The sequence below is a fragment of the Lysobacter hankyongensis genome (assembly GCF_039543145.1).
In the GTDB taxonomy this organism is placed as follows: Bacteria; Pseudomonadota; Gammaproteobacteria; order Xanthomonadales; family Xanthomonadaceae; genus Lysobacter_I; species Lysobacter_I hankyongensis.
The window spans coordinates 17,150-31,954 of sequence record NZ_BAABJE010000018.1; the positions used below are offsets into that span (position 1 = coordinate 17,150).

At 69.4% G+C, this 14,805-nt stretch carries 6 protein-coding genes; all 6 read right to left on the minus strand.

Annotated features, from left to right (window positions below):
* Nucleotides 1–12: 12 nt before the first annotated feature.
* Nucleotides 13–411 carry a hypothetical protein gene (locus ABD974_RS16660; RefSeq protein ID WP_345304469.1) on the minus strand — a complete coding sequence of 133 codons (399 nt, stop codon included), beginning with the start codon at nt 409–411 and terminating at the stop codon, nt 13–15.
* Nucleotides 408–8,030 (minus strand): SpvB/TcaC N-terminal domain-containing protein, encoded by a 7,623-nt coding sequence (locus ABD974_RS16665; RefSeq protein ID WP_345304470.1) that lies wholly within the window; start codon nt 8,028–8,030, stop codon nt 408–410. The genes ABD974_RS16660 and ABD974_RS16665 overlap by 4 nt, the downstream gene beginning before the upstream one ends.
* Before the next feature lie 221 nt (nt 8,031–8,251).
* Nucleotides 8,252–9,271: a Gfo/Idh/MocA family protein gene (locus ABD974_RS16670; protein WP_345304471.1), complete on the minus strand. Its 1,020-nt coding sequence runs from the start codon at nt 9,269–9,271 to the stop codon at nt 8,252–8,254.
* Between the two features lie 12 nt (nt 9,272–9,283).
* Nucleotides 9,284–10,549 (minus strand): MFS transporter, encoded by a 1,266-nt coding sequence (locus ABD974_RS16675; RefSeq protein WP_345304472.1) that lies wholly within the window; start codon nt 10,547–10,549, stop codon nt 9,284–9,286.
* 2 nt (nt 10,550–10,551) lie between these two features.
* A complete protein-coding gene (locus tag ABD974_RS16680; RefSeq protein WP_345304473.1) occupies nt 10,552–12,582 on the minus strand; it encodes a TonB-dependent receptor in 2,031 nt (676 codons plus the stop codon).
* 29 nt (nt 12,583–12,611) lie between these two features.
* Nucleotides 12,612–14,771, minus strand: coding sequence for a GMC oxidoreductase (locus ABD974_RS16685; protein WP_345304474.1), 2,160 nt, complete (start codon nt 14,769–14,771; stop codon nt 12,612–12,614).
* Nucleotides 14,772–14,805 lie beyond the last annotated feature (34 nt).

Below are 14,805 nucleotides of genomic sequence, written 5' to 3' on the forward strand. Positions count from 1 at the left end.
GCGCTGTCGCCGTCACCCCGGAGATTCGATCCCCTCGGGATCGATGGCGTCCAGGTCGGCATCGACGACGATGTCGATCGCGCCCGTCGGGATGTCGAACACGACGGTGAACAGGTCGAGGAATTCGCCGGTGTCGCGGGTGATCACGACGTGGCGCATGCCGGTGTTCTCGTCGATCTCGATCAGGCGCCGGCCGCCGGGCGAATCCTCCCAGGACTGATTCGGTTTCAGCGGCACCTTGCGCTCCGCGCGATAACGCACTTCGACCGTGTCGTGCGCAGGCACGCGCACGCTCTGGGCGACGCTGCGGGCGAACCACGCCGGCCGGGATGCGGCCGGGTGGCGCGCTTCGAGCGCCGCTTCCGCGGCGGCCACCGCCGCGTCGATGGCCCGTATCTGTTGTCGCGTCATCGCCCGCTCCCATACCAGCGTTCGTTCATCGCACGGCGGATGTCCGCCATGATCCTGGCGTCGTCGGCAGGGGTGAGACCGTAGACGGTGTGTCCCGCGTCGCCCCAGATGCCGCTTCGCTGCTGTCCCATCGCACCCATGAAGGAACGATCGACCGTACTCGGATCGATCGCGTAGCCGGGTGGGTGCGTATGCCCCGACCAGCGGCCGTATCGGCCCGCCACCAGATCTTTGTACATGCCTTCCGACACCGTGATTTCGCGTCCCACGCCGCGGACGATGAGCCGCCGGGAACCGATCGTAAACATGTTGTACTCGTCGCCGGTGACGCGCCCGATCGCGCGCAGGTCGGACATCGAGACCGCGCGTTTGGGCACGACCGCGGTCGAACCGGGCGTCGGCAGCCGGCCGTGCATCGCCGCCTGCCGGGGATTGAGCGACGAGGTCGGCAGCAGCGATCCCGAACCGCTCGGCGTGCTTTCCGACGCGGCGATCCGGACGCCGCCGATGGAACGCGCGGCCTGGGATTCGGCGGCCTGCAGCCCTGCGGAGCCGGGGCGGAACATCGCCCGCGACGCCGACAGGCCGCGCTGCGCGGCGCCCGCCTCGATCGCCGCCATCCGCCGCCCCACCGCCTCCACGCCGCGGCGCACGACCTGCCCGCCGGACGTTCTGGCGACGCTGCCCGCCGCGCTGGCGACCGTGCGCGCGGCCGTCGAGGCGCCGGAGCGGATCGCCGCGGGCACCACCGCGCGCGTCGCCGCGGTCGCGGCACGCCCGGCCGCGCCGATCGCCGCGGCGCCCGCGGCGGTGCCGGCGAACGCGGCCGCGCCGCCGATCGCCGCGCCCACCGCGGCGCCGGTGACCGCGCCCGAACCGGCTTCGCGCAGGATCGCGCGGCCGGAGAATTCCTGATTGCCGAGGCCCAGCGCGCGGCTGTTGACCGTCTGCCGGGTGACTTCGCCCGCCGCGCCCGAGGCCGCACCGGCCACCGCGCCGGACACGGCGCCCACCGCGACGCCGGTCGCCACCGTCGCCGCCGTGCCGGTCAGGCCCACGCTGGCGACCGCGCCGGCGATGACCGGCCCCGCGACGCCCGCCGTCGCCACCGTGACCACCGCGCCAACCACGACCACCGCGGCGACGATCGCCACGGTGCGCCAACTGGGCGTTTCCCACAGGCCGGTCGGGTCGCTCGATCCGATCGGGCGATTGCCCGAATACGCGTAGAGATTCTGGCCGTCGGCGGCGCCCGCGGGATCGGGCGCGGTCCATCGGCACAGCCACGGCGCGTAGTAGCGCGCGCCGTGGTAGTACAGCCCGGTCTCGGTATCGCGTTCCTTGCCGGTGAAGCGGTAGCGCTTGGGCAATACCCGCCGCAGCGTGCTCACCGACTGCAGCGCGGTGGTGCCGAACGGGTGGTATTCCTCGTAGGAATGGATCTGCGCGTGCTCGTCGAGTTCGAGCACCGCGGTGCCCAGCGCATTGCCGAACTGGTAGCAGGTCAGCGATGCCGGACCGGTGTCGGCGCCGGCGGTGCGGCGTTCGATCGTCGCGATCCGGGTCTGGCCGTCGAGCACGTGCAGGGTCTCGCGCGCGACCCGCAGCGATGCGTCGGCGCGGCGATGTTCGATGCGTTCCCAGCGACCGACGTAGATCCGGTCCTCGGTGCTGCCGTCCGCGTGCTCGACGAACTTGCGGACACGGTTGCCCTCGCCGTCGTAGCCGTACCAGACCTTGTCGCCGGCGTTGTTGCGGACGCGGATGAGGCGGTTGTCCTCGTCCCAGTCGAGGCCGCCCAGATGCGGCATCGACAGGGTGTTGCCGTGGACGTCGTAGACGAAGGTTTCGGGCGGCGCGGCGCCGACCGTCGAGGATTCGAGCCGGTTGCTGGCGGCGGCGTAGGCCAGCGTGCGGGTCCAGGCGTTGATGAAGGCGCCGCGGCCGGCGTGATGCTCGATCCGGACGAGATTGCCCGAGCGGTCGTATTCGAACGATTGCCGATAGCGCTGCAGCGCATCGCCGTCGGTCTTGTGCGGCAGCATCATGCGCGGCGCGTCGGACCAGTCGGGCGGGGTGTTGGCGGCGGCGTGTTCGCGGCCGGTGGCGCTGGCGAGGCGGTAGATGGCGTCGTAGGCGAAACTGCCGCCCGGGTCCACCGCGACATTGTTGAAATAGTGGGTCGGCAGCGCGCCGTCGACGATCGCGGTGACGTTGCCGACCGGGTCGTAGGTGTAAGCGAGCTGCTGCAGCACGGCGCCGTCGGCCAGGCGGCGGGTGCGGATCGATGCGACGCGATCGGTGTCGGCGTCGTAGGCGTAGTCGGTCTCGACGCCGTTGCCGTAGCGGATGAAATTGCGCTGGCCCTTGGCGTCGTAGTCGATGTCCTCGACGAACGCCACGGGGGCGCCGCCCGCGGGCGCGACCGCCACGGTCTCGACCAGATTGGTCTCGTTGTAAGCGTAGGTCTCGACGCTGCCGTCGGGCGCGGTCAGCGCGGTCAGACGATTCAGCGCGTCGTGGACGGTCAGCGTGGTCTGCGCACCCGCGGCGAGTGCGGGCGCGGGCAGCGCGCTCCAGTCGGGCACCAGGCGCGGATCGGCGAGGAAGCGCCGGCGGGTTTCCAGGACATTGCCCTTGAAATCGTAGCGCGGCGTGGCGACCGTACCGGCGCCGTCGAACACTTCCAGCAGCCGTCCGTTGGCGTTGACGGCGCTGTGCGCCGCGGTGCCGTAACGGTGCCGCTCGCGCAGGAATTCGGCGCCGCCGAACGGACGGACGCGGAATTCGCTGGGCCGCTGCATCGCGTCGTAGACGATGCGGATGCGGTTGTTCTTCGCATCGCCGGCCAGCATTATTTTTCCCAGCGCATCCGACAGCCGCCAGCGGCGTCCGCCGTCGGCGGTGGTCGAGATCGCGCGCGTGCCGACCATGTCGTAGGCGTGGCGCACGATCGCGATGCCGCGCGGGTCGACGACCTCGATCAGATTGCCTTCGATGTCGGTGCGGCTGCGGGTGATCAGCGACTCGTCGACGGGCAGTCCGGTGATGCGATCGACGAAGCGGTTGTGATCGATGCGCGCGACGACATGGCCGAGCGCATCGACATGCTCGATCGCCGGCGTGTCCGCATGCAGATCGGTCTGCACCGCCGCCGCCTGCGCCGCCGGCCCGCGCGCGCCGCCGATCCGCAGCACCCGCCACACCGAGCCGGCGACCAGATCGTTGCGGTCGTAGCGGGCGCGCGACCACGCCGCGATCCGCGTTTCCTCGCGGCTGCCGTCGGGATGATCGACCGCGGTCAGGCGGCCGAAGGCGTCGTAGTGACTGCGCTTCGAGCGACCGGCGGCGACCAGCGCGTCGGCATCGTCGTAGCCGTGATCCAGCGCGAAATACGGATTGAATTCGAGGACCGCGCGACCCTTGTTGTTGCACACCTTGCGGCCGCTGCCGACCCAGCGCGGATCGCTGCCGCTGTCGACGCGGACGGCGACCGGGCCGCCGCCGGTGTCCACCATCGCCAGCGCTTCGCCGGGCTCGGTCATCAGCTTGCGCAGCACCACCGCGCCGAGGCCGTCGGTGTAGTCGAAAGCGATCTGCAACTGGCCCTGCGTGCCGCTCGCGACTTCGTCGGCGTCGTGCATCGCGCGACCGATGACCGCGGACCAGTTGGGCTGATGACGATGATCGGAGACGACGCGCGTGGTCGCGCGACCGAGCAGCGCGCGCGCCTGTCCGAGCGGATCGGCGAAGAAGGCGTCGATATCGGCGCCGTCCAGATCCGGCACGAAACCGGCCAGCGTGTCGGCTTCGGCGCCCTTGCCCATGACCGCGGAACCCGCGACCAGGCCGAGGCGGTCGTAGGCCACCGCCGAGACATTGCCGTTGATGTCGCGCACTTCGCGCGGCGCGACGACGTGGAAGTCGAAGCCGGTGACGGTCATGTCGTTGCCGGCGGCGTCGCGGATGCGGTCCAGCAACAGGAAGTAGTCGCGATACTCGCGTACCTCGGTGCGCTGGCCGACGGGGTCGATGTAGGCGATCGGGCGGAAGAAGGCCGCGGCCGGGTCGGCGCCGTATTCGACATGACCGGATGCGGTCCACCAGCGCGCGGGTTCGCCCGCGGGGAACAGGCCGGCGGCGACGAGATCGGCCTGCGCCACGTAGTGCGCCGCGGCCAGATCCGCGTCGGCGATGTCGGCGCCGTACAACGACTGGCGCAGGGTCGCGTCGAACGCGAGCTTGTAGGTTTCGCGCACGATGCCGCGGCGCGCGGGGGTCGCCAGCGGCAGCGGCGGCATCGCCGGATCGCTGTCGTCGGCCAGCAGCACGCGCTCCAGTTCGATCAGGCGCCGGGCCGGGCCGGCGGGCAGCGCGGACGCGTAGTCGCGCGGTGCGGCGGCGAGGAATGCGGCGTCCAGCGCGGCCGGCGTCCAGTGCGTGGCGCCCGGAACCACACCCGGACCCGCACCCGGATTCGCACCCGGATTCGCACCGGTCAGTTCGTAGGTGGCGGTCTCGCACATCATCCGCTTGCGCCAGAACGCGGGCCCGCCGAGATCCGGAATGTTGCGCAGCGTGCGGATCGTGATCCGGCTGGCCCGCTGCGCGTCGGCGACCTCGGCATCCAGCCCGGCGGGGACGATGGCGCGGGCATACGCGACTTCGGCCGCCCGCAGCGGAATGCCGTGGTCGTCGACCGCGAGCGTGAGCCGGTGCGCGATCCGCGGATCGTCGTCGTCGCGCTCCATGTGGATCTCGACGGACTCGGTCTCGGTCGCCTGATACACGCCGTAGCGATTGTCGCCCCGCGCCTGGACCAGATGGATCGCGTAACCGTGGGTGCTGATCCGGTACGGCCGTTCCTCTTCCGCGCTGCCGTCCAGCGCGCAGACTTCGGTGCGCAGCGGTTTGCCCTTGAGCACGCGATGCGCGCGCAGACGGTCGACGGGCGAGCCGATCGCCGAGGCTTCGTCGATGCGTCCGTTCAACCCCGCCGCGGCCGCGGGCAGCGGTGCGAATTCGTCCGCGAGTCGTTCGGGCAGCGACCAGCCGGGAAACGCGCCGGTGTGGTACCAGTGACGCGTGCGCGTCGGCGCCTCGTGCAGTTCGGGCGCGGGCGCGTTGCCGGGTTGCGATCCGGCCAGCGCCGAATAGCTTTCGGTGTCGATCTCCTCGACGAAGGCGAAGCCGCGGAATTCGCGGTCGGCGTGATCGTAATAACCGTGGCGATAACGGTAGGTGGAGACGAACAGGCTGTTGGTGACGCGCTCGCGGGTTTCGGTGCGGACCACGCACTGCACCGGAAAGGCCAGGCGGGTGATCCATGGCCGCCCCGCCATCTCGTCTTCCAGCTGCAGTTGGACCGAGCTTCGATAATGGATCGAGACGGTCTTGCCGGCGCCGTTGTCCACCTGCGCCAGCAGGTTCGGCCGCCGTCCGCCGTAGAGATCGATCCAGGCCAGCGGTGCGCCCGCATCGGCGGCGAGGCTGGATGCGCGGACCAGGCACGGCGTGCCTTGGGCGAGCAGATCCGCGACGGTGAGCTGGGTGCCCGGACGGCCGCCGGCCAGACCCGGAAAGCGGGTCGTCGGCCCCCAGCCGTTGCCGGCGAAGTTCAGCGCCACCACCGGGCCGGTGTCGGCGTCGTAGACCAGATCCGCCGCGCCGCTGCCGCCGAGATCGGCGAACTGCACCCGCCGCGGATCGAAGCGCTCCGGTGCGTCGAGCACCGGGCTGCGGTCCATCCGCACCAGCGGCCCGAAGCGGCCATGGCCGAGATTCGGCCAATAGGCGATCGAATCGCAGCGCACGCGCACGAGGTCGCTCAGGCCGTCGCCGGTCATGTCGGCGAGATGGATGCCCTCGCTCTCGTCGGCGAACAGCAGGCGTTGCGGACCTTCGCCGGCGGGATAGGCGGCGCTGCACCATCGGCCGTAGCCTTCGCGACCGCGGTTTTCGAGATAGTGGAGCGCGTGCTCGCCGGCGATCACGATCTCCGGCCGGCCGTCGCCGTCGAGATCGATCAGCTTGCGTCGCGCGCCCGGCGGCATCACCGCGGGACGTGCGAACGCGACCATCGGCGCGAACGCGCGCGCGTCCTCTTCGAGTTCGAAATAGCCGGCGAGACCCGGCTGCTCGATCACCACCTGCTTCGAGCCGTCGGCGTCGAGATCGCGGACCTGCAGCGTCCCGCCGGCGATGCCGGCGAAGGACGGTCTGGACCAGACCGGTCGCGCGCGCTCGAAACGGGCGTTGCCGAGATTGCGGGCGTACAACCATTCGCTGCCGACTTCGGTCAGCAGCCCCGGCGCGCCGTCGCCGTAGAGATCGATCGCGTGGACTTCCCCCATCAGTCCGCTGGGCGCGTTCGGCAGGTCCGCGCGGGTGCTGCGGTGGACGGTCGCATCCATCGTCGCCGGGTGATAGGCGAAGCGCATCGGCGGCAGCGCGGTGCGACCGAGGCCGCCGGTACCGTCCGGCCGATAGCCGACCTCGGCGATGCCGAGCAGCGTTTCGCAGTCCACCGGCGCGGCCGCCGGCTGCGAGAAATCGGCGTGCGCATAGTCGAACTCGATGCCCTTGGTCGGCATCCACGCCGGATCGGGCTGGCCGGGATCGAGTTCCTCGAAGCGGTTGTAGAACACGATGCGGCGGCACAGCCGGTTGTTGCGCAGATCGAAACCGCCGCGGCGGTCCGACCAGGCATCGCCGCGCGCCATCCATGCCCGCGCCTCGATCGGATCGAGGTCGTCGTCGTGTTCGCCGTAATCGAACAGCGCCTGGAAAAAATAGCCCAGCCCGGCGGGCGGCGGCGGATCGTGCGGCGGGCTGTCGTCGCCCGGCACATAGGCGATGCGGTTGCAATGCAGGATGCGCTTGAGATGGCGGTTGGCGTACGCGGCGTCGCCGTCCCGGCGCAGCGCTTCGGACGCATGCCCGGGCACGTTGGCGAGGTCTTCGGCCTTGTAGCGGTACTCGAAGCAGTTGCCGCGATCGTCGAAACGCCACTCGGGCAGCCAGCGCAGCACCCGATGCGGCGCCTCGGGGTCGAAGATCCGCGCGGCGGCGCTGCGGCCGTAGACCGTGGTGGTGCCGTCGCCCGGCATCACCCGCCAGTAGGCGGCGACTTCGCCGGTCTTGTGGATGCGCTCGATCCGCGCGAACGTGCCTTCGATCCGCGGGCGATAGCGCTGGATGCGATAGCCGCCCACGTCCTCGATGTCCGGCGTGCCGTCGGCGCGCATCGCCGGCACCAGATCGTCGAAGCCCGTGAGCTGGAAATCGTCCGACCCGGCACCATTCCCGGCGGCATCGTCATAGCGCGGCAAGCGCTTGCCGGTGGCGCGCGAAATCGAAGGCAGGTCCAGCGACCAGCCGAGCCCGAACGGCCCCATGCCGCCGCCCGAGTCGTAGCCCAGCGACAGCGCCGGCCCGAAGCCGTCGCGACCGGGGTGGAACGGCAGCGGCACCGAGAACGAGGAGGTGCCGTTGGCCGAGTTCACCTGGAACTTGTCGTCGATCGCGCGCGTGGCGCCGCCGCCCCTGGGCAGCTCGATCTTCGGGATCTCGATGCGATTGCGCGGCGATTTCTCGTCCTGTCCGCCTCCGCGAGCCATCCGATCCTCCCCCACCCGTGAAGAACACATCCCTCCGGTCGCCATGTCCCCGCCGCCGCCGATCCGTCGGGCGTGGACATGACACCGTGCGCGTTTCCCGTCGCCATCGACCTGTCATCGGACTCGGCCGCGGACGGATGGTTGGCACATGGACGGTAAACGCGAGCGCCGCGATGCGGCGGCCAGAGACCGTCGAGATCGCGTCGCGCCCGGGTTGGGGCTCAGTCCGCCGGGCTGCCGATGGTCGTGGCCGAAACGCGCCGCGCGTCCGGACCGCGGAGGATCCGATCGCTGATCCGCTGGGTCCGCAGCGCCGAGCGGCCGGTCGATGGGTGAGGCGCGCCATGATTCAGGGCCCGGTTGAGGGCGATCACATGCGGCAGCTGGATCGGTACGGGGTTGTCGATCCGCAGCTGCGACGCATCGCCATCGTCGGGGATCACCTCGATGGGATGATCGTCGAACATCGCGAAGCGCAGGCGGCCCCGGTGGCCCCGGATCGTGACTTCGTCGCTGCGTCGTGTCGCGGCGAAATCCCACAGCCCATGCCCGTCGATCGCTGCGCCGTGCCGCCAATGCGCTTCCACCCGCTCGGGCACGGGCGCGTCGCGGTAGGTCAGGGTCGAGCCCTCGACCTCGGTCACGGGGCCGAAGAACTGGTCGAACAGATCGAGCCCGTGGCAGGCCAGATCCTCGAAAATGCCGCCGGGCGCTTCATCCGGATGGACCCTCCAGTTCTCGCCCGCCACCGGCGTCGCGCCGACGCGGGTCAGGGTCCAGGCCACGGATTCGATGTCCCCGATGTCGCCGCGTTCGATGGCTTCCGCCACCGCCCGGAATCGCGGCAGGCTGCGCCGGTAGTAGGAGACGAACAACGGCAGATCGGCCGCTTCGAAGGCTTGGCAGACCTCGATCGCGTCTTCCAGGTGGACCGTCATCGGTTTTTCGATGCAGCAGGGTTTTCCGGCGCGCGCCGCCGCCAGGGCATAGCGCGCATGCGACGAAGGCGGGGTCGCGATATACACGGCATCGACCCGGTCGGATGCGATCAGCGCCTCGGGCGTCGAAAACACCATCGGCACGCCGTGGCGCGTCGCATAGTCGCGGGCCTGGTCCGCCCGTCGCGACGCCACGGCGGCGAGCATGCCGCCCGCCGCCTGCAGGAAGGCCGGGCCGCTCTTGTGCTCCGCGACCGAGCCCACGCCGATCATGCCCCACCTGACTTCGGGTTCGCCTGTCATCCGCACGTCTCGTCATGCCGCCGCGGGAACGCTCTCGATCCGCGCCGGACGGGAAAATCGTCTGGCGATGAAGAACGCCACCACCATGCAGGCCGACGATAGCAGCACCGCCAACCCGGTCAAATCGACCGAGGATTCGACCGAGACCGACCAGGCGAACACGCCGCCATACAGCGATGGACCGATCACGGTCGCGATGCCGCCGAGCGACTGCAGACCGCCGCGCACCGCGCCCTGTTCGTCCGGTTTCGCCGCCGCGCTGACCAGGCCCTGCAATCCCGGCCCGACCAGCAGACTGAACGCCGCCGGTGCGATGCTGAGCGCGTACCACCAGGTGTCGGGACAGAACGCGATGTAGAACAGCGACAGCGCGGCGACGGCCGTGCCGATCTCGAGCGCCTTTTTTTCGCCGACCCGGGCGACGATCCGGCCGACCGCCCAGGTCTGCACGACGATGCCGGCCACGCCGGCCGCCGCCGTCGCGAGACCCACGCCGACGGGAGACCAGCCGAAGCGATGCGTGCAGAACAGCACCCAGACGCTGCCCCAGAGCATGTTCGACAGGCTGTAGAGGAAGCTGATCGAAGACAGGCTGCGCAGATCGCCCCTGCCGAACAGCAGCCTGATGCCGGCGGCGTTGAACGGCGACTTGATCTTCACGCGGTCGGCGCGGCGCTCCGCCGGCAGCGATTCCGGAAGCACCAGCCAGCCGTAGAACACGTTGAGCAGCGTCGCCGCGCTCGCGGCGACGTAGGGAAGCCGCAGGTCGATTTCGCCCAGCCAACCGCCGAGCACCGGTCCGACCATGAAGCCGATGCTGATCGCGGACGCCAGCTTGCCGAAGAAGGCCGCGCGGTTGTCCTGGTCGGTGATGTCCGCCACGTAGGCATGCGCGGTGGAGAAGCTGGCCGCGGTGGCGCCGCTCACGATCCGTGCCGCCAGCAGCAGCCACAGGTTCGGCGCGATCGCCATCAGCGCATAGTCGATGCCCAGCCCCAGCGACGAGATCAGCAGCACGGGTCGGCGCCCGTAGCGGTCCGAAACGCCGCCGAGGATCGGCGCGGACACGATCTGGGCGAGTCCCCACGCCGCCGGGAACAGCATCATCCACATCGCGGCCGTCGCATAGTCGCCTCCCGACAGTTGCCTGACCAGATTGGGCAGGATCGGAATGACGATGCTGAAAGAGATCGCGCTCATCAGGACGCTGAGGAACACGAAGCGGAACGCCGGCTTGTGCCGCCCGATCGGGTTGTCGCCGGAAGACGTGGCGTCCATGCTCAGAAATCGGCCGTGAGCGACAGGAAGGCCTGGCGGCCCGGGATCGTGTCGTACAGTCCGGAGGCGAGCGCCTCGAATCCGAATGTATCGAAGACGTTGCTGACGACGAATCGCAGCAGCATGTTCCGATCGCCGGACGCGATCCGATAACGGGCGCCGAGATCGACGATGGTGCGCGCCGGAATCCGGACGGTGTTGCTTCGGTTCGCCCACTTCGCCGACGCATGCGCCGCGCCCATGTCGAACGACAGCGCGCCTCCGGCGGCGTCGGGTTTCCAGTCCATGTTGAGCCTGAAGACCCGGTCGGGAATGCCCACGGGGTGCGATCCGATCGCTCCGGCGGCCACCTGCGGCCCGGTGACCTCGGCACGCATGAGGACGCCGCCGGCGACGACGGTCAGGTTCGGCCTGAGCTTTCCGCTGAGGGAGAGTTCCAGCCCGCGACTGCCGATCGACCCCAGGGGTTCGAAGGTGCCCGAGTTTCCGGTCTGGAAATAAGGTTTTTCGATATCGAACGCGCCGACGATCAGGCGCATGTCCCGGTGGATCTGCCAGCGCACGCCAAGATCGCGCTGCGACGTTTCGATGGCCTGGAGCGGCTGGTTGCGATTGGCCGCGCTCGCCGGCGCCACGCCGTTCTCTTCGAGGCCCTTCACCAGGCCGCCGTACACGGACAATTGATCCCCCACCATGCCCACGACCGACAGGTTGTAGAGCCATGGGTCGCTGCGGCTGGACGCGGGTGCGAGGCCGGGAAGCGTGGTGGTCTTTTCGTACCGGACTTTCTGCACGCCGGCGCCGACCTCCAGCGCTTTCCCCAGCAGTCCCCGATAGGCCACGCCCGCCGATGCCTGACGCAGGGCATAGCGGGACTGTTCCTGGAATCGCACCTCAGGCCGCTCGATGTCGCGCCGCGCTCCGATCCGGGCGGGACCGAGGTCGATCTCCGAAGAGCCGTCGTAGGTGCGTTCCTTCCGGCGCGCGCGCAGATTGAGATGCAGCTGGTGCGACGTCTTTCCGTGGACGAAGGCGCGGGTGAGCCGGGTCTCGCCGCTGGTGGCGGTGTAGGCGCTCGGCGGATCGAGAATCGCGATCTGTCGACCGTATCCGTCGCGATCCACGCCGACATAGAGATTGGCCGCATCGGTGCGCATGTCGATGCGCGAGTGGAAGATGCCGGCATGCAGTTGCGTGCGGGGGCTGATCGCGACGTTGGCCACCACGCCGTAGACATCGGATCGCGAGTTCGCATCGAGCCAGGAGGGCCCCGCGAAACGACGGCGTTCCATCTCCGGCGGCAGGTAGTTGCCGGCGGTCATGTACAGGGGGCCGGTGTCGTCGTCGCGCACGGTGGAGTGCTGCCAGAACGGCTGCACCGTGATCTGTTCGTTCGGCGCCCAGCGCCCCGCGAGAGCGCTCACCACCTGCGCGTTGTCCGTCCCGTTGCGGAACTCGTTCCGGTACAGGCCGATGGCGCCGGCCATGCGCAACGAGGCCAACAGCGGCTGATCCCGATCGATCTGCACGCTGACGCCACCCCAGCTGTCGATCGCGGCGGTCGCGGATGTCGATGGCACCGCTTTGGGGGTCAGCAGCGTGTAATCCACGATGCCGGTCGGGGCCGGAAACGGAGAGGCGGTCGCCGACAGGCCGATGCGGATGTTCGTCGCTTCGCGCATCATCGGGTACAGGGGTTGGATCTGGTCGAAATACATCGAATTGATCCGCACGTTTCCCGCCGCGACCGCGGAAAAACCGCGCACGCTGCCTGCGGTGTAGATCCCGATCGACTCCCGTCCCACGCTGGTGCCGAACGCATCGTCGGCCCGGACGATCGCGTTGGCGGTGGCGCGGCCGGTGTTCGTCGCCGGATCGACGCACCGCGCCTTCCCGCTGCCGTCCGCCGGCGCCGGGATGCCGGCGACTTCGCCGGCGGATGGTGTCGGGCAGCGCTCGTCCGGCTGCGCGTCGCAGGCGAAGGCGGCGCACCACAGCAGGCAAGCGATGGCCTGATGTTTCGGGGATGGCATGCAATTACTTCCCTGTCGTGGATCGATGTTCAGGCGGGCTGCGCATCGCGCGCATCGCTCGATGCTCGGGCATCGAGCGGACGAAGCAGATCGATCGCCAACCGACGGCTGGCCCGCAGCGCCACCGCCATCATGGTGAGGGTCGGATTCTGGGGGCCGACATTGGGGAAACAGGCGCCGTCCACCACCAGCACGTTCGGCATGTCCCACACCCGGTTCCAGGGATCCACCACCGAGGTGGCCGGATCGAGCCCCATCCGCGCCGAACCCACTTCATGGATGCACATGCCCGGCGTGCCGGCGGTGGGCGTCACATGGGCGATGTCGAAACCCGCTTCGATGGCGATCTCCTCCACCGCGCGGCGCATCGCCTCGACCATGGCCAGATCGTTCCCGCCGTAGCGGCATTCGACTTTCGCCACCGGATCGCCCCAGTGGTCCACGCGCTCGCTCAGGGTGACGCGATTCTCCTCGCGCGGCTGCATCGTGCCGAACGCGGTCAGGAAAAAGTGCGCGGGATTGTCGTCTTCGCGGATGCTGCGCTTGAACGCCACGCCGAAGCCCGGCCGGGTGGCGAGATCGCGCGGCTGCATGTAGTGCTTGACCGCGCCCTCGATGCCGAAACCGCCGTAGTGTCCGCCGTCGAGTCGCTCCCCGAGATTCTGGAACTGCGGAATGTAGAACTGGTTCGAGCGGCCTTCGTCGTGCACGCCGACGGGTTTGCGCAGCCAGGGGACGCTGCCGGAACAGGTAACCGAGTGCACGTGGCCGTGCAGGAATTTTCCGAGGACGCCCGAACTGGATCCGACGCCTCCGGGAAAATCGGCGGTCCGGCTCGCGAGCAGGATCCGGGTCGTGGCGATCGTCGATGCCGCAAGTACGACCGACTTCGCGAAGACCTTCCGGCGTTCGCCGCTGACGGTGTCCACGAACTCGACGCCGTTCGCCCTGCGCGGGTCCTGTCCGCAGAGCAGGCGCGAGACCTTGGCGTTCGGTTGCAGATGGAAATTGTCGCGTGCCGCCAGGCCGTTGATGATCGTACCGACCGGATCGAAGAACGAACCGCTGTCGCATCCGCGGTAGCAGTGGCCGATCGAACGACAGGCCTTGCGGCCCTGATGGTCGACCGTCAGGATCGCGGTGCGCCCGATGATCATCCTGCGCTCGCGCCAGCGCGCTTCGACGCGCGCCTTCAGGTGCAGCTCACCGTCGGTGAAGTCCATCGGCGGCAGGAACCGGCCGTCGGGCAGGGTTTCGATGCCGTCCTCCGCGCCGCTGACCCCGATCGTCGACTCCACTTCGTCGTAGTAGGGCGCGATTTCGTCGTAGCCGAACGGCCACGCCGGCGCGCCCGCGGGATGGAAATCGCCACTGAAATCCCGCTCGCCGTAGCGGTAGACCTGGCGGCCCCACATGTTCATGCGGCCGCCGACTTTCGCGCCGCGGATCCAGGTGTATGCGTCCGCACCTTCGTAGGGATTCTTCAGATCGTCGATGAAGAAATCGGCCCGGTATTCGTCGCAGGCCCAGAGCCGCGTCTGGATCGGCTGCGCGGCGCCATGCAGCACGTCGTTGTCGAACAGGTTGCGAAACCGCAGTTCGTAGGGATATTTCGCGCGCGGGTTGCGGGTCGGCAGCGCACCGCTTTCGAGCAGCAGCACATCCAGGCCTTTTTCGACCAGTTCCTTGGCCGACCACGCGCCGGTGGCGCCGGAGCCGACCACGATCACGTCGTAATGCGTCTTCGGCAACGACGGCCGATGCTCTTCCGCGGGCTGCGTGGGCGCGGGCCTGGGCACCTTGCGGACGCGGAGTTCCACGTGCAGACCATGTTCGGTGCGGTAGTAGGCCTTGGCGATCGTCGCCTTCGCCGCCTGGAGAAAGGGCGTGAGCGGTGCGGCATCGGCCCTGCCGGCCAGGCCGTCGTCCAGCAGCGCGATCGCCGCATCGTCCGGAAGCGCCGCGAACCGCATCGCCATGCGTGCCTGGCTGCAGGCATCGAGCGCTTCCAGACCGGTCTCCCACAGCGTCTTCCAGGCTTGGGGTGCGTGTGCGATCAGATCCCCGAGAAAGGCCGGCACGTCGAGCTCGACGGCACCGGGCGACTGCGCTTCGGCCGGGAGGATCAGGGCGCACAGGCGCGTCACGGCTGCCAGTCGGTCGGCATCGAAGTGGTTGTCGCGGTTCACGGCACGCTCCATATGCGCAATCAGGTGGGCACGA